Here is a 16,272-nt window from a genome sequence, read left to right as displayed (position 1 = left end):
TCGGCGCCGGTCAGGCCGCCTGGTCCTGCACCTGCAGGCTGCTGAGCTCGGCGGCGTCGAGAATCAGCGAAACCCGTCCATCGCCCAGAATCGTCGCGCCGGACACGCCGAACACATGCCGGTAGTGCTCTTCCAGGTTCTTGATGACCACCTGCTGATGCCCCAGCAGCGCATCGACCTGCAACGCCACCCGGCGCCCATCGGCTTCGGTGACCACCAGCACGCTGTCGGTGAGCGCGGGGGTCGCCCCGTCCACCGCGAACAGCTGTCGCAGTGACAGAATCGGGATGTACTGGTCACGCACACGGACCACCTGCGACGTGCCGGCGATGCTGCGGATGTCGTCCTGGACGGGGCACAGCGACTGGCTGACGAAGTTCAGCGGGATGACATAGATTTCGTCGCCCACTCCAACCAGCATGCCGTCGAGAATTGCCAGCGTGAGCGGCAGGCGAATCTCTACACGAGTGCCCTGTCCGGCCCGAGACGACAGCGTGACCTGGCCGCCCAGACTGACGATGTTGCGCTTGACCACGTCCATGCCGACACCGCGGCCCGACAGGTCCGTCACCGCTTCGGCGGTGGAGAACCCCGGCGCGAACAGCAGTTGCCAGACGTCGGCATCCGCCATGTCGTCGCTGACCGGTAGGCCTGATGCAGCGGCCTTCGCCAGAATCCGTTCGCGGTCGAGACCGGCGCCGTCATCCAGCACCTCGATCACGATGTAGCCACCTTCATGCGCGGCGCGCAGCGTGATCTGACCGGCTTCCGGCTTGCCGGCCGCGAGGCGGTCAGCCGGCGATTCGATGCCGTGATCCACGCTGTTGCGAATGATGTGCGTGAGCGGGTCGACGATTTTCTCGGTGACGCCGCGATCCAGCTCCGTGCCCTCACCCTCGGTTTGCAACTCCACCTGCTTGCCGAGCCGCCCCGCGACATCGCGCAGCACCCGCGGGAACCGTTTGAACACCGAATCGATCGCGACCATGCGCGTCGACATCACCGCCTCCTGAATGTCGCGGGTGTTGCGCGCGAGCAGTTCCAGGCCGGCCACCAACTGTTCATGCTGCGCGGTGTCCAGCGCCTGCCCGGCCTGGTGCAGCATCGACTGGGTGATCACCAGCTCCCCCACGAGATTGATGAGCGCGTCGATCTTGTCCACCGAAACGCGAATCGAGGCCTGCCCCGCTGGGGCCGGCGCCGTCCCGACCGCAGCGGCCTGTGGCTCGGCCGCCATCACCTGCGGCTCAGCGACGGCCAAGGCGGTGATCGCCAGATCACATTCGTCCTCAATCCAGGCAAAGGCCTCCCGAACCGCGGGCTCGTCGGCCTCGGTGACCAGCTCCAGATCCCAGCGCAGATAGCACTGCGTCGGGTCCATGCTGGCGGGGTCCAGCGAGGCATCGACCTGCACCTGCGCATGCAGGCTGCCGAGAGACGCCAGTTCACGCAGCACATGCAGCGGATCGTTGCCGGTGGCAAACAGCTCCGGGTGCGGCCGGAAATCGATGCGCCAGCCGCCGCCCGGCGCACGACCAGCCGCCCCGGCTGCCGCCACGGGTGGCTCGGCGCCAGGCGTCTGCAAGGCTCGCGCAAGGGCTTGTTGTGTGCCCTGATGCGCGGTCAAGTTAATCGGTCGCCCGGCCTGGGCGTCGTCGAACAAGGCGCGCAGCACATCCACCGACTGCAGCAGCAGATCGATAAGGGCGGCATCGGCGACTCGCGCGCCACTGCGCAGTTCGTCGAGCAGCGTCTCGACCACGTGGGTGAATTCGCCAATGGCCTCGAAGCCAAAGGTGCCCGCACCGCCCTTGATCGAATGCGCGGCCCGGAAGATCGCGTTGATGGTTTCCGAATCCAGCGCGGCCGGCTGCAGCGCGAGCAGACCGGACTCCATGACATCCAGACCTTCGGCGCTCTCGGCGAAGAAGGTCTGCTGAAACTGGCGCATGTCGATACTCATGACGCGGACCTGTTGGCGTGCTTCAGTTCAGCACGCGATTGACGACCGAGATCAGCTGGTCCGGGTTGAATGGCTTGACCAGCCATCCGGTGGCGCCGGCCTGCTTGCCAGCCGCCTTTTTGTCGGCGCCGGCCTCGGTGGTCAGAATCAGCAGCGGTGTGAACTTGTAGCTATCCAGCCCGCGCAGCTCGCGGACCAGGGTGATGCCGTCCATGTTCGGCATGTTCACGTCGGCCAGCACCAGCGAATAGGCACCGGTTCTCGCCTTGTCCAGGGCGATCTGGCCGTCCTCGGCTTCTTCGACATCGAACCCGGCGTCACGCAGGGTGTACGCCACCATCTGGCGCATCGAAGGGGAATCATCAACGGCGAGAATCTTCTTCATCAGTGTGTCTCCGCAGTCGCGGGCAGGTGATCCAGGGCCAACATGGCCTCCATCCCCAGCAGGCGGGCACCATCGAGCAGCGCCACGGACGCCGCCGACCATCCGGTCTCGCGGCCGCAGCGCGCGCGCTCCATGACGAACCCGGCCAGCAGCTGCAGCCCAGGCGTATCCACGCGGCTCACGTCCTCGCCGTCCAGGGTCACGGGTTGTTCGCTGTTGCGGGCATCCATCAGCCGGGCATGCAGCGAGGCGATTTCGCGAATGGAGACTTCTCCATCCAGGTCTACGGTCACGGATTGGGTGGTCATTACAATCTCCCGTGGGGGTACTTCCCGGTCATCGGCCGCTGCGTGAAAACCTGAACATTCAATGTGCGGCGACCGCGGGTTCGAGCCGTGCGATCAGACGCGCCTCGACCGGGGTCAGGCCGTATTCCTTGACGAGCAGGTCCGGCGCGATGCCGTCACGGGCCAGCGACCGGGCATGTTCCAGCCCCCAGCGACGCTCCAGTGCGCGATGGCCATCGGCCAGGGTTTCGATCTGAGCCTGGGCGTCACGCAGGGCGTCGCGCTCCGCCTTATGGCTGCCGAGCCGGTTGAGTTCGACATGCAGGGTTTGCAGCGCCCGTCCCAGCGCCGCCTGGGTGGTGCGATCGGCACGCTGCGCCTGCACCAGCTTGGCCTGCACTGTGGCGAGCTGAGTCACCCGGCGGGTCAACAGAAACAAGGCCACCAGACAGGCGCCGACGATGGAGATCAGGGCCGCGACCATCAGACCGCCGCTCCGACCAGATCCAGCACCGCGCGAACATCCAGGACCAGCAGCGGATCACCTTGCCGCTGGAACACGCCGGCCACCGGCAATGCGTCGCTGCGGTCCGCAACCCTGGGCGCCGGTTCGAACAGGCGATCCGGCGCGTTCCAGACATCGCCCACGGCATCGACGGTCAGGCCGATCGGCTCGCCGGTCACATCCGTGACCAGGACGCGCTGTGCCTCCGTCGCCGCCGGAATCGACCGGCCCAGCAAACGGTGCAGGGACAAGACGGTGACGATCGCGCCCCGCAGGTTGATCACGCCCAACGCCCAGTCCGGCGCACCGGGCACCGGCGTGGGTTCGCAGGGGCGCAGGATCTCGCGAATCTGATCGATCTCGATGGCGTAGCGGTTCTCCAGCAGGCTGAAGGTGAGCCAGCGGGTCGTCGGTTCGGGCGCCTCGGCGCCTGGGTCCGACGGGACTTCGAACAGCTTTTGCAGCATGGCCGGGCTCGACATTTCAAGCGCCCTCTGATGTTGGTCTCCGCTCTGGTGCAGGATTCGGGCCTCGGGCATCGGCGGTGCTGTCAGTGCGCGGCGCCGTGCCCTGCGCCATGCTGGTCGCCATGTCGGTGGCGTCAGGACGCTGGTCGCGTGCCCATTGCTCGTCACGGATCACCAGCACGACGCGCCGGTTGCGCAGCCGTCCGCGGGCGGTGTCATTGCGCTCGATCGGCTGGAACTCCCCGTAGCCCTGCACGCTGAGCCGCGTAGCCGCGACGCCCGCATCGGTCAGCACGCGCAGTACGCTGACGGCACGAGCGGCCGACAATTCCCAGTTCGAGGGAAACCGAAAGGTGTGGATCGGCTCGTTGTCCGTATGCCCTTCCACGACGACGCGGTTCGGGTACGGCGTCAGAATTCCGGCGATATGCCGCACCAGCGACCGGGCCTCCGACGAAATCTCGGCGGCGCCACTGGCGAACAACAGGTCGGCGTCCAGCTCCACTTCCAGACCCTTGCCGGAGCGGCTGATATAGACCTGTTCGGCAAAGATACGGCGACGCAGATCATGAACCAGCGACTCCTCGACCCGGTCCAGCGTGGTGACGCCTTCGCCGTGCTTTGCGATTCGGGCCGGCGAAGGGACGGCCTGGGCAAAGGTCGGTGCATCGAAGGCGGCTGGCGCTTCCAAGCGATGCCGACCGGCGTTCAGCGGCTGACCGAGAGGAATGGGCTCGGTGGTTCGCGGCGCCCCGGCGAAGGCCGCATTGAGCGCGTCGGACAGCACGCGGTACTTGCCTTCGTTAGCCGTGGACGTGGCGTACATCACCACAAAGAAGGCGAGCAGCAGCGTGACCAGATCGCCGTAGGGAACGGCCCAGCCGTCCGTATGCGGCTGATCATCGAGGTGGCTGCGACGGCGCGCGCTCATCGCTGGACCCGAAAGCCCTGCAGCCGGTTGTGAATGCTGCTGGGGTGCTCGCCATCGGCAATGGCCACCAGACCCTCGATCATCAGTTCGCGCGCACGACTCTGACCTGCGATGGTCGCCTTGAGCTTGGCGGCCATCGGCAGAAACAGCAGATTGGCCAGGCCGATGCCATACACGGTGGCGACGAATGCGGCGGCGATGCCGGCGCCAAGCTTGTCCGGGTCGGCAAGATTCTGCATCACCGCCATCAGCCCCATGACCGCGCCGATGATGCCCATGGTGGGTGCATAGGTGCCCATGCCCTCGAACACACGCGCGGCCGCGGCGTCACGCCCTTCCAGGGTATCGAGCTCCACATCCAGCGCGGCTCGGATCTGCGCCGGTTCCACGCCGTCGACCAGCATCTGCAGCCCGCGGCGGGTGAACGGATCAACCACCCCGGCCAGGTCCGGCTCCAACCCCAACAAGCCATGCTGGCGGGCGCGCCGCGCCCAGTGCACCACGGCGTCGATCTCATCCTCCCAATCCAGAACCGGCGGCCGAAACACCCAGCGCACCATCCGCAAGGCGCGGCGAAAGGTGGGCCCAGGCGTCTGCACGAGTATCGCGGCGATGGTGCCGGCGATAACAATGACGAACGCCGCCGGGCTGACCAGCGCCGCCGCACCACTGCCCTTGAGTGTGCTGCCACCGAAAACCGCAGCCAGTGCGAGCAGCAGGCCGGCAATACTCAGCTTGTCCATCCCACAGGCCCCTACAACCGATGTGTCAGAGGCGATCAAAGCCGTCCGGCCGCGACCGCAGAACTACGGTGAGGTTGTCGGCGACGGCCGCAGAACCTTGAACCGAACGACCGGCTGCCGGCGCGGGCCCGGCCAGACCGGTCCGGCTGTCGCAGAATCGTCACCTGAGCGTCGTAACGTCGCCTCCGGGAGCCTTGTGCGACGAGAGCCCACGTGTTCTGCGGAGGGCACGACATGCGGATTACTCGAATCAACACCTTCATGGCCGCCGAGGGCATGGGCGATCAGCTGCGCTCTGCCCTGCTGACGATCACGCCATTGCTGCAGACCGCCGATGGCTGTGCCAGCTGCAGGGTGGTGCGGAACCTGGAACGCCCCGACGAACTGTTGCTGGTGGAACGCTGGACCTCCGCCGCCGCCCAGGCGGCCTCCGCCCGACACATCCCGCCGGAGAAAATCGCGGAACTCGTGCCGCTGCTCGCAGGCCCGCCACAGGGGCAGTTCTACCGGGAGTAGTGCGCTCGCTCTGGGTGACGCCTTGCGGCAGCGCTACAGATCGCGGCGATGTCTGGGCAGAGGCCTTGCGGCATGGCGCACCGTCAGCACATCGATCTGAGATGGTCGCAGCCGGTAGATGATCCGGTAGTTGCCTTCGATCACCTCACGAACATGAACGTCTGCGTACTCGCGAACCTGGCGCCCGCTGCGAGGCTGACTCGCGATCTGCTCCCCGCGTGCGAGTATGGCCCGCACCCAGCGCTTGGCGTTGACGGGTTGATCCTCGGCAATGTGGTCAACAACCTGTTGCAGGCGAAGTTGGGCGCGTGGCGTCCAAATAACCTTCATTCGGCCACGCCGTACCACCGTCGCAGCGTTTCGGTGTCGACCCCAAGGCCCAGGTCGCTCTCGGCTAATCCAGCGTCGACATCCTCGATCACCGCCAATGCCTCGACAATGTCGTTCCATTTCGCGTCGTCGGGCAGCCCATCGATCACCGCATGCGCTCGCTGTTTGACGGTATCTGGCGTGGTGGTCATGTCGTTCTGCTGTTCGAGACCTTGCGCATTGTAGACCTCGAAGGAATGGTCGCTGCAAGCTGCCCTGGGAACACTAGGGAAGCACAGCCGCCACGCCGTCCTTTGCCGATGTCGGCCCAGTCGTCGGCGGCAATCGCGGCGAAACCCTCGTCAACAACCCCGGCAAATCCAGCACCAGGGCGATTCCACCGTCCCCGGTCACGCTGGCACCAGCGATACCGGCGAGGCCCGCCATCATCCGGCCCAGGGGCTTGACGACGATTTCCTCGCGACCCGGCACGGCATCGACCAGCAGGGCTCGGCGTTCACGGCCCACGTCGACCACCACGCAGTGCTGCTGCTCTGCCGTCGACGCCTGCCCCACCCAGCGGTCCATGCGGATCAGCGGGATGATGTCGTCGGCGCGACGCATCACCTCGCGGCTGCCGAGGCACTCCACGCGGTCCGGATCGAACCGGGCAACCTCTTCGATGGCGGTGACCGGAATGGCGAACTCGCGCTCGCTTACGGTGACCATCAGCGCTGGCAGAATCGCCAGCGTCAGCGGCAGGCGAATCAGAAATGCCGACCCCGCCCCGACCTCGGAACTGATCTCCACACTGCCGTTGAGCTCGACAATCTTCGAGCGCACGGCATCCATGCCCACACCACGGCCGGAGACCTCCGACACCGCGTCGCGGGTCGAGAAGCCGGGCCGGAAAATCAGATCCAGGCAGTCCTGGGCATCCAGCCGCGCGGCGGATTCGCGGTCGATCACGCCCGTCTCGATGGCCTTGGCGCGAATGACTGAAGGGTCGATCCCGGCCCCGTCGTCGCGGATCTCAATGTGAATATGGTCGCCGACCTGCTGCGCCGCCAGCGTCAGCCGTCCCGCTTCGGGCTTGCGGTTTTCCAGCCGCTTCGCCGGTGCCTCGATACCGTGATCGACCGCATTGCGCACCAGGTGCACCAGCGGCTCGGACAGCGATTCCACCAGCGTGCGATCCAGCTCGGTGTCCTCGCCTTCAAGCAGCACCTCAATCTTCTTGTCCAGCGAACGTGACAGATCGCGCACGATTTTCGGGATCTTGGAAAACACCTTCCGCACCGGTTGCATGCGCATGAGCATCACCGAGCTTTGCAAACCGGTCGTCACCTGATCGAGGTGGCCCAAGGTGCGGTCGAGCAAGGGATCGTCGACCGACTCGCGCAGGCGCTTCAGCCGATTGCGTACCAGCACCAGCTCGCCCACCTGGTTCACCACGGCATCCAGGCGATCGGTGTCGATGCGGATCGAGGTTTCCACCCTGGCCTTGGGCGCGACCGCAGGCGGCACCGGCGGTGGCTCCGGCTGGAGCTCAGCAAGGTTGTCGCTCGGCGTCGCCGTGCCGTGGAAAGCATCCAGCAACGCCTCGAAGTCATCATCGCTAATCGGATCGCCGCAGTCCTCGCCGAGAATCGCGTCGACGTTGAAATCAGCCTCATCCGCCGCGGGGCCGCCACACACGGCGCGCAATGACTCGATCAGCGCCGGATCAGCCGGCGTGATGACTTCGCCGTTGGACAGCTCGGCCAGGGCCGCATCCAGCCAGCTCACCGCCTGGGAAATGCCATCGACCAGTTCGGCACTGTGCCCCAGCTGCCCGGTGCGCACGGCGCCCATGACCTCCTCCGCCGCATGGCATAACTCCACCATGGGCTGGATTTCCAGAAACCCTGCGCTGCCCTTGAGCGTGTGGAATACCCGAAACAGCGCGTTAAGCTGTTCCGGATCAGCATTCGACTGTTCGAAAGCGACAATCTGCTCGCCCAGCGAATCGATCATTTCGCCGGCTTCGGTCAGAAAGTCGGCCAGCAGTTCTTGGTCCATGAGCAATACCGGTGGAGTCGCGACCGAAAGACTAAAGACCTAGATCGGCCAGAAGATCGTCCGCTTGAGCCTGGGTTGAGCCATGCGTGTCGATGCCGGCCAGCGCCGGGCCCTCCGGCTTGCGGGCGGCCGCGCTGGCATTCGGCACCGTCAGACCGGCGAGTTCCAGCAGGTCGGCCAGCGCCTGTTCCACGCCCTGCACGAGCTGGATTACGCGGCGGATGACCTGGCCGCTGAGATCCTGGTAAGCCTGGGCTTCGGCAATGGCGGACAGATTGCTGCGCAGCTCGCTCAGCGTTTGCTCGCCGGCGGCGCTGGCCAGGCCGGGCAATTGCGCCTGGGTGGCCTCGACCAGATCCAGGGTCCGGTTCGCAGCCTGTTCGGTCATCTGCATCACGTGGTTGAGCCGTGCGCAGGCGTCGGGCATGTCACTGCCGGCATAGCGCACCAATCGCTCATCCAGTGCCAGACGGCTCAACGCGCCGGCGAGATTGCGGCTGATGCTCTGCAGGCCGTCGATGACCCGGTGCGTACGCTGGTCGCTCAGCTTGGTCAGCAGTTCATTGAATGTCTGCAGATCATCGCGATCCAGCGCGGCCGACAGCGCCTGTACATCGGCACGAAGTCCGGCGGAGACCGCCGGCGGGGTCACGCCGCTGCCCGGTTGAAGATGCGGTCCAGCTTCTCCTTCAGCGTCGACGCGTTGAAGGGCTTGATGATGTAACCGTTCACGCCGGCCTTGGCCGCCTCGATGATCTGCTCGCGGGTGGACTCGGCCGTGACCATTAGCACCGGCAGCCCGGCCAACGCCGCGTTGCCGCGAATCGCCTTGAGCAGATCGATGCCGGTCATGCCCGGCATGTTCCAGTCGGTCACGACGAAATCAATGCCGTTGCCGTTGGCGCCCAGCACCGTCAGCGCACTTTGCCCGTCCTCGGCCTCGACGAAATTCGAAAATCCCAGATCCTGCAGCAGATTCTTGACGATGCGCCGCATCGTCGGGAAATCGTCCACCACCAGAATCTTCATGCTTGTGTCCATCGTGTTTGCTCCTGCCAATTCGCCTGAGTTCACTTGCCCCGATCAATCCAGTCGCCCAGCCGCGCGCGCAGGCGCACCATCGCCTGCCCATGGATCTGGCACACGCGGGATTCGCTCACGCCCAGCACGGCGCCGATTTCCCGCAGGTTCATGGCCTCGTCGTAGTACAGCGACATGACCAGTTGCTCGCGTTCCGGCAGCTGTTTTATGGCATCGGCCAGATCGCGCTGAAATTGAGCCTTTTGCAGCACATCGGTGGGCTGGGCATCGCCGGAGGCCACCTCGCGCGAGTGACCGTCTTCGTCCGGATCGGCGGGTGTCAGGCTCAGCAACTGGCATTGCGAGGCATCTAGCGTGATGTGGCGGTACTCGTCCAGCGTGATGCCCATGCGCTCGGCAACCTGCTGCTCGCCGGCCTCGCTGCCGGTTTCCTGCTCAATCGCCTGAATGGTCCTCGTGACCTCGCGCATCTTGCGATGCACCGATCGCGGAGCCCAGTCGCCCCGGCGCAGCTCGTCGATCATCGAGCCGCGAATGCGAATGCCGGCAAAGGTTTCGAATGAGGCGCCCTGCCTCGCATCAAACGACGACGCCGCTTCGAGCAGGCCCAGCATGCCGGCCTGGATCAGATCGTCCAGTTCCACCGAATCGGGCAGCCGCGCGACCAGATGCAAGGCGATGCGCCGCACCAAACCGGCATGCCGGGTGACGAGATCCTGCGAGCCGGTCTGCTCGTAATAGGCGTAAGAGGCGGCTGCGTTCATGCCGTCATCGCCATGCCAGTGGGCTGACCAACCAGGCGTTCCACAAAAAATTCGATATGGCCGCGGGCACCGCGTTGGGGGGCGATGCCCAGCAGCTTGTTGGCGATGCCGTGGAAGGCCTGAGCCGATGGCGCACCGGGATAGGCCGTGATGACGGGCCGCTGCTGACGGGCGGCGCGGACGATCTTGTCGTCGTCCGGCACATGGCCGAGGTAATTGAGGGTGACGTCCAGAAAGCGATCCGCCACACGGCAGAGGTTGTCGTAAACCTCGCGCCCCTCGCCTGCCGACCGCACGCGGTTGGTGACCAGTTGCATCCGCGGGATGCCGCAGTCGCGCGACAACACCTTGATCAGCGCATAGGCATCGGTGAGCGAAGCGGGGTCGTTGCAGACCACCACCAACACCTCTTGCGAGGCCTGGCAAAACGTCTGCACGCTGTTGGACAGGCCGGCGGCGGTATCGACCAGCATCACGTCGATGGGGTTATTGAGGCCGCTGAAGGCGCCGATCAAACCCACATGCTCGCTGCGGGTCAGCTCCGCCATGCGGCGGCGGCCGGATGAGGCCGGGACGATTTTCAGCCCCCCCGGTCCGTCGATAATGGTGTCGGCCAGCGAACATTTGCCTTCGAGTACATGCGACAGATTCGCCGCTGGCTGCAGGCCGAGCAGTACATCCACGTTGGCCAGGCCAAGATCGGCATCCAGCAACATGGTCTTTCGCTGGGCCTCGATCATCGCCATACCCAGGTTCACCGCGATCGTGCTCTTGCCCACGCCGCCCTTGCCGCTGGCCACGGCGAACACGCGCGGCCCGTTGGCGGCGGGTTTGTGGGCCAGCCCCGCGGCCTGCGTGCGCTGAACAGCCTGGGAAGAATCAAGCAACGGCATTGGCGGCCTCCCGCTCGTAGTCGGCACGTGACGGTGACCCGTCACGAACCTGTGTTGGTGTGGTGTGCGTACGCGCCGCCTGCACGGCGCGCTTGATGAGGGTTTCCGGCCGCTCTCGATGCAGGTCCTCCGGCACGGCCTGGCCGTCGGCGACATAGGCCACCGGCAGACGCGCACGTGTGATCGCCGACAGCGCAGAGCCATGGCGTGACGACTCGTCCAGCTTGGTGATCACGCAGCCCGCCGGGCGCGCCGAACGAAACGCGTGAATCGCCCGCGCCTGATCTTCCGGCTGGGTGGTCGCGGCCAGCACGAGCAGCGTGCGCACCGGCGAGCCGGACACCCCGAACTGGTTCAGCCGCATCGCCAATTGCTGGTCGGACGGACTCATGCCGGCGGTGTCGATCAGAATCATCCGCTTGCCCGACAGCTTCGCCAGCACCTGCGCCAGACCCTCGATGCCGGAGGCCGTGAGTACCGGCACGCCGAGCAGACGGCCATAGGTGATTAGCTGTTCCTGCGCGCCGATCCGGAAGTCGTCGGTGCTGACCAGCGCCAGCCCGTTCGTGCCGTGCTGGGCAACATAGCGTGCGGCCAGTTTGGCCAGCGTGGTGGTCTTGCCGACACCGGTCGGACCGACCAGTGCAATTGCACCCGGCGTGTCGAGCAGATCTGCCGGCTGTGCCGGCATCTGCGTCACGATGGCGCGCAGCGCGGCATAGGTGGCGGTCGGCCGCACGGCGTCCTGCGGCAGCGTGCGGACAGCTGCGGTCGTCAGGGCATGTTCGAAACCCATGCGCTCGAGCTGCTGGGCCACATGGGCATGTTCCAGATTGCGAAACTCCCAGGCACCGCGGGCGATCTGCCCCATCTCGCTCTGGATGGTGCTGCGCAGTTCTCCGAGTTCGCGCTCCAGTCGCTCGATGTGGGGGTCTTGCGCCCAGACGATGGTCGGTTCCGGTTTCACGTTGGGCGCGGCGGCCTGCGCGAGTTCGCTGGCGAATGGATTCACATCCTCCCGGCGTGCCGCGGGATCGACATGGTCCGTGCCCCGCGCGGCCGTGGACGATGCGTTCGCCGCACCGGCAACAGGCGCGACCGCCTCATTTGCCGAGCGCGGCGCCGATTCATGGGCCGCCTGTGTACGCTGCGGCTCCGGCGAGTCATTGCGCCGCACCGCCTGCTGCACCAGCGCTGCGTCGTAATCCAACGCCGCGACCACCTCGATCTGGTCGCCGATGCGGCGGCTGGACAGAATCACCGCATCCGGGCCCTGTTCTTCACGCACCATCCGGAAGGCGGCGCGCATGTCACGTGCGAGAAATCGTTTGATCTTCATTTCAAAGCCTGCTCACCGTAGACAGTGTCCTCAGACCCCCACCGCGCCAACCAGCTTCAGCTGCTTGCCCTGCGGGACCTCGTTGTAAGCCAGCACATGCAGACCAGGTGCGGCGTAGCGCAGAAACCGCGCCAGTGACGCGCGAATGCCCTGTGGCACCAGCAGCACGGGCGTCTGGCCCTGGCCCTGTTGGCGTTCCACCCATTCGGCGATTGACTGGTGCATGCGTTCGGCGAGTCCTGGTTCGATGGCGCTGGCGTCTTGTTGCATGGACTCTTGCAGGAGCTGTTCCAGCGGCTGCGCCAGCGTAAGAACCGGCAATTCAGACTCCAAGCCATTGATTTGTTGAACGATTTGTTGGCCAAGCGCCACCCTAACCTGAGCGGTGAGCATGTCGGGATCCTGACTCTGGCGCGCATGCTCCGCCAAGGATTCGGCGATCTGCTTGAACGCACGAATCGAAATATCTTCTTCGAGCAGGTTTTGCAGCACGCGCACGACCACGGTCAGCGGCAGCAGCTTGGGCACCAGATCCTCGACCAGCTTGGGCGCGCTCTGGGCCAGGTTGTCGAGCAGGCTCTGCACGTCGTCATGGCCCAGCAGCTCGTGGGCGTGGCTGTGAACGATGTGGCCGATATGCGTGGCGACGACCGTGCCCGGATCAACCACGGTCCAGCCCTTGGACAGCGCCTCGGTTCGCAGGCCCTGCTCGATCCAGACGGCCTCCATGCCAAAGGCCGGGTCCTGACCCTTGATGCCCTCGACCTGCCCGAACACCTGACCGGGGTTCAGCGCCATCAGCCGGTCGGCGTGGATCACCTCCTCGGAAACCGGCACCCCGTTCACGCAGAGCCGGTAGCCATTGGGCGGCAGTTCCAGGTTGTCGCGGATATGCACCGCGGGCACCAGAAACCCCAGCTCGTGGGTGGATTTCTTGCGCACGCCACGAATCCGCCGCACCAGCTCCCCGCCCTGGCGGATATCCACCAGCGGTATTAGCCGATAGCCGACCTCGAGACTCAACGCGTCGGTCGGGCGCACGTCGTCCCAGCTCACATCGGCATCGTCGGCCACCGGATCGGAGTCGGCCTCAGGCATCGCGTCGGCCGTGGGGGCCTGGCTGCGCCGGTGCATCCACCAGGCCAGCCCGCTGGCCGCGATGCCCAGGGTCAGAAACACCAGATTGGGCATGCCGGGAATCAGGCCGCAGATCGTCAGAATGACCGCAGTCACGATCAGGGTCTGCGGCTTGGCGAACACCTGCGCCGTCACCTGACTGCCCATGCTCTGCGAGCGGGACATGCGCGTGACCAGCATCGCCACCGCCGTGGCCAGCAACAGGCTGGGCAGCTGCGCCACCAAACCGTCGCCGATGGTCAGCAGCGTGTAGTTCTGCATGGCCGTGGCCAGATCCAGGCCGTGCTGCATCATGCCGATGCCTAGGCCGCCGACCAGATTGATCAGCAGGATCAGCACGCCGGCCAGCGCGTCGCCGCGCACGAACTTGCTGGCACCGTCCATGGAACCGTAGAAATCAGCCTCCTCGCGGACCTCCTCACGGCGGGCGATTGCCTCATCCCGCGTCAGCAACCCGGCGTTGAGATCGGCATCAATCGCCATCTGCTTGCCGGGCATGGAATCCAGCGTGAACCGCGCGCTCACCTCCGAGATGCGCTCGGCGCCCTTGGTAACAACAACAAAGTTGATGATCGTCAGAATGATGAACACGACGATGCCAACCGCGTAGTTGCCGCCGATCACAAAATTGCCGAAGGCCTCGATCACGTTACCGGCCGCGCCCGGCCCTTCGTGCCCGTTGAGCAGCACCACGCGGGTGCTGGCGACATTGAGCGCCAGCCGAAGCAGCGTGACCACCAGCAGAATCGACGGAAACACGCTGAAATCCAGCGGCCGCATCACGTAGATCACCGCCAGCAGAATGCAGATCGACAACGCGATGTTGAAGGTGAACAGGCCATCCAGCGCCAGCGGAGCCAGCGGCACGACCATCATCGCCAGCATCAGCATCACCATCAGCGGTACGGCCAGGCCGGTGCGCACCGCGTGAACCAGCGGCGCAACCGATGCGGGAATGGCCAGCGAGGAAGAGCTCTGCGCCATGGTTTAGTCCTGTACTCCCAAGTCCGGTAGTTCCGGCATCGGCCCTGCGTGCCAGGCCTCCAGCTGACGGATGTAGGTCAGCACCTGGGCCACGGCGCGGTAGAGCGTGCTCGGGATCTCGCACTCGAGATCAACCGTGCGATACAAGACACGGGCCAGAGGCGGCGCCTCGACCACGGGCACGCGGTGCTCCTTGCCCAGCTTGCGGATCACCGCGGCGATGTGATCCACCCCCTTGGCGACGACCTTCGGCGCGTGGTCATTGCCCGCGTCGTACCGCAGCGCCACGGCAAAATGCGTGGGGTTGGTAACGATCACATCGGCCTCGGGCACGGCATCCATCATCCGGCCACGCGCTGCTGCCTGCTGCATCTCACGGATGCGACCCTTGACCTCAGGCCGGCCCTCGGTCTCCTTCAGCTCGTCGCGAACCTCCTGCGTGGTCATCCGCAACTGCTTGCCGTGGTTGAACAGCTGAAACGGCGCATCCACGGCCGCGATCAGGAACAGCCCGATGCAAAGCGGAACCAGCACAAAAACCGCTGACGACAACCCGCCCGCCATCGCCTGATTGACGGGCTGCACCGCCAGCGCCAATAAATCGTCGGTTCGCGTGTCGAGATAAAACACGGCGATCCCGCCCAGCACCGCCGTCTTCGCCAGAGCCTTGCCCAGTTCCATCAGCGCATTCATCGAAAACATGCGGCCAATACCCTTGATCGGGTTCAGCCGCGAAACATCCGGCACCAGTGCCTGCCCGCTCAGTGACCAGCCGCCCAGCAGCAACGGCCCGGCCACCGCAGCCACCACGCAAATCGCCAGAAACGGCGCGATGATCCAGTGAGCATCCACCCAGGCCTCCGCCAGGGCGTCAAACAACGGACGGTTACTCAGTACCGCCGCATCAAAGCTCAGCAAGCCCTGCATCCACGCCGCAAACCGGCGGGCAATCCAGCCGCCCAGCATCAGGATTCCAACGCCCGCCGCACCAACGATAATCAGCGTCGTCAGCTCCTTAGAGCGCGCAATCTGCCCCTTCTTGCGGGCATCCTTCAGCCGTTTGGGGGTGGCCTTCTCGGTCTTGTCCTGGGCACTGCTGTTCTCGGCCATCCGGGTCTGCCTGCAAAGTCATCACGGCGCTTGAAGCGCAATCGACGGCGCTGTTGCAAGTGGCGGACCCGCTGGTCCGCCCGCCGGAACGGCGTAAGGGGATTAAGCCGAGGAATCGACGCGAGGTTGTGGCCCACACCTTCCCCGCTGGGCTACTCTGGTTTGATAGAGGTTCAGACGGAGACGAGCGTTATGCGTCATTTCGGGAGAACAAACGCTTTGAATTCAACAATCTGCAAGATATCGATTGGAATTATGCGTCATGATGTAATAACGCATTATTCAGTCATGACGTCGAATAGGCGTTAGGTTGCTATGAAGTATTTGAAGCCAATTAGAGTTGTTATTCGAATAGCTATTATTTGGATTGCGTTCTTGCCGTTGTTGTTTGCCTTTCTCAAATACACCGGTGGTCACATCCGTGAATATGAAGAAAGGGCATATACAGCAACTGAAGTAAGGGCAATTGCCAGGAGCGAAAGAAGAAGAGCAGTTGAGGTAAGCGCAATCGAGTTCAACCGATCGTTTCTGCTAAAAATATCACTACCATTGCTCACGTTAATCGTGCTCGAATGGTGCATTACTCATCAAATATCAACCCGAAGCCCGCAACCTAACTGTCGGGTCCCGGATGAATATCTCGTTCATACTCGCCGTCCACTGCTGATGGGCCGAGAGGTCCTGAAGGCCACTCTTGCACACTGGAGCGAGATCCGAGAATGCTGATCAGCTTGCACAAGAACGCCACGACGACACCCGCGATACGCCGTGCGATTCAGACCTCCACGGACAGCACAGCGGAGCTGGCCCGCCAGTACGGTTTGGCACTGGACACCG

The 16,272-nt window shown here is 64.7% G+C and carries 18 protein-coding genes; 1 reads left to right on the top strand and 17 read right to left on the bottom strand.

The window, feature by feature from the left end; all coding sequences use genetic code 11:
- Positions 1-10: 10 nt before the first annotated feature.
- The 7 genes from ACE1EY_RS02855 to ACE1EY_RS02825 are packed head-to-tail and all read right to left on the bottom strand — an operon-like array spanning position 11 to position 5,281.
- Positions 11-1,963 (bottom strand): chemotaxis protein CheA, encoded by a 1,953-nt coding sequence (locus ACE1EY_RS02855; RefSeq protein ID WP_370299422.1) that lies wholly within the window; start codon positions 1,961-1,963, stop codon positions 11-13.
- 22 nt (positions 1,964-1,985) lie between these two features.
- The gene (locus tag ACE1EY_RS02850) at positions 1,986-2,348 is read right to left on the bottom strand and encodes a response regulator (protein ID WP_370299421.1); all 363 of its coding nucleotides are present in this window, start codon (positions 2,346-2,348) and stop codon (positions 1,986-1,988) included.
- Entirely contained in the window at positions 2,348-2,656 is a 309-nt protein-coding gene (locus ACE1EY_RS02845; RefSeq protein ID WP_370299420.1) for a lipid asymmetry maintenance protein MlaB, read from the bottom strand. Before ACE1EY_RS02845 ends, ACE1EY_RS02850 begins: the two co-directional genes overlap by 1 nt.
- 58 nt (positions 2,657-2,714) lie before the next feature.
- Entirely contained in the window at positions 2,715-3,119 is a 405-nt protein-coding gene (locus tag ACE1EY_RS02840) for a hypothetical protein (RefSeq protein ID WP_370299419.1), read from the bottom strand.
- Positions 3,119-3,607: a chemotaxis protein CheW gene (locus ACE1EY_RS02835; protein WP_373928033.1), complete on the bottom strand. Its 489-nt coding sequence runs from the start codon at positions 3,605-3,607 to the stop codon at positions 3,119-3,121. Before ACE1EY_RS02835 ends, ACE1EY_RS02840 begins: the two co-directional genes overlap by 1 nt.
- 16 nt (positions 3,608-3,623) lie before the next feature.
- Complete coding sequence (locus ACE1EY_RS02830) at positions 3,624-4,538, bottom strand: OmpA family protein (RefSeq protein WP_370299417.1); 915 nt, start codon at positions 4,536-4,538, stop codon at positions 3,624-3,626.
- A complete protein-coding gene (locus tag ACE1EY_RS02825) occupies positions 4,535-5,281 on the bottom strand; it encodes a flagellar motor protein (protein ID WP_370299416.1) in 747 nt (248 codons plus the stop codon). Before ACE1EY_RS02825 ends, ACE1EY_RS02830 begins: the two co-directional genes overlap by 4 nt.
- A 234-nt stretch (positions 5,282-5,515) precedes the next feature.
- Between ACE1EY_RS02825 and ACE1EY_RS02820 the strand changes: the two genes are divergently transcribed.
- Positions 5,516-5,797 (top strand): putative quinol monooxygenase, encoded by a 282-nt coding sequence (locus ACE1EY_RS02820; protein WP_370299415.1) that lies wholly within the window; start codon positions 5,516-5,518, stop codon positions 5,795-5,797.
- Positions 5,798-5,830: 33 nt separating this feature from the next.
- Here ACE1EY_RS02820 and ACE1EY_RS02815 read toward each other — a convergent pair whose 3' ends face one another.
- From ACE1EY_RS02815 to flhB, 10 genes are all read right to left on the bottom strand, one after another.
- On the bottom strand, positions 5,831-6,127 hold the full coding sequence (locus ACE1EY_RS02815; protein WP_370299414.1) for a type II toxin-antitoxin system RelE/ParE family toxin: 297 nt from the start codon (positions 6,125-6,127) through the stop codon (positions 5,831-5,833).
- Complete coding sequence (locus ACE1EY_RS02810) at positions 6,124-6,318, bottom strand: hypothetical protein (protein ID WP_370299413.1); 195 nt, start codon at positions 6,316-6,318, stop codon at positions 6,124-6,126. The genes ACE1EY_RS02815 and ACE1EY_RS02810 overlap by 4 nt, the downstream gene beginning before the upstream one ends.
- Positions 6,319-6,391: 73 nt before the next feature.
- Positions 6,392-8,167 carry a chemotaxis protein CheA gene (locus ACE1EY_RS02805; RefSeq protein WP_370299412.1) on the bottom strand — a complete coding sequence of 592 codons (1,776 nt, stop codon included), beginning with the start codon at positions 8,165-8,167 and terminating at the stop codon, positions 6,392-6,394.
- 31 nt (positions 8,168-8,198) lie between these two features.
- Positions 8,199-8,819, bottom strand: coding sequence for a protein phosphatase CheZ (locus tag ACE1EY_RS02800; protein WP_370299411.1), 621 nt, complete (start codon positions 8,817-8,819; stop codon positions 8,199-8,201).
- Positions 8,816-9,208, bottom strand: coding sequence for a chemotaxis response regulator CheY (locus ACE1EY_RS02795; protein ID WP_370299410.1), 393 nt, complete (start codon positions 9,206-9,208; stop codon positions 8,816-8,818). Before ACE1EY_RS02795 ends, ACE1EY_RS02800 begins: the two co-directional genes overlap by 4 nt.
- A gap of 29 nt (positions 9,209-9,237) precedes the next feature.
- The gene (locus tag ACE1EY_RS02790) at positions 9,238-9,972 is read right to left on the bottom strand and encodes an RNA polymerase sigma factor FliA (protein ID WP_370299409.1); all 735 of its coding nucleotides are present in this window, start codon (positions 9,970-9,972) and stop codon (positions 9,238-9,240) included.
- Positions 9,969-10,865, bottom strand: coding sequence for a MinD/ParA family protein (locus tag ACE1EY_RS02785; protein ID WP_370299408.1), 897 nt, complete (start codon positions 10,863-10,865; stop codon positions 9,969-9,971). The genes ACE1EY_RS02790 and ACE1EY_RS02785 overlap by 4 nt, the downstream gene beginning before the upstream one ends.
- Positions 10,852-12,204 carry a flagellar biosynthesis protein FlhF gene (flhF, locus tag ACE1EY_RS02780; protein WP_370299407.1) on the bottom strand — a complete coding sequence of 451 codons (1,353 nt, stop codon included), beginning with the start codon at positions 12,202-12,204 and terminating at the stop codon, positions 10,852-10,854. Before flhF ends, ACE1EY_RS02785 begins: the two co-directional genes overlap by 14 nt.
- A 30-nt stretch (positions 12,205-12,234) precedes the next feature.
- Complete coding sequence (gene flhA, locus ACE1EY_RS02775; RefSeq protein WP_370299406.1) at positions 12,235-14,325, bottom strand: flagellar biosynthesis protein FlhA; 2,091 nt, start codon at positions 14,323-14,325, stop codon at positions 12,235-12,237.
- 3 nt (positions 14,326-14,328) lie between these two features.
- Positions 14,329-15,435: a flagellar biosynthesis protein FlhB gene (flhB, locus tag ACE1EY_RS02770; RefSeq protein ID WP_370299405.1), complete on the bottom strand. Its 1,107-nt coding sequence runs from the start codon at positions 15,433-15,435 to the stop codon at positions 14,329-14,331.
- Between the last annotated feature and the right edge of the window lie 837 nt (positions 15,436-16,272).

Origin of the sequence: Abyssibacter sp. (assembly GCF_964229365.1) — a bacterium.
Taxonomy (GTDB): Bacteria; Pseudomonadota; Gammaproteobacteria; order Nevskiales; family OUC007; genus Abyssibacter.
Note: the sequence above shows the minus strand (reverse complement) of the source record. Positions and strands in the feature narration are given on the sequence as shown.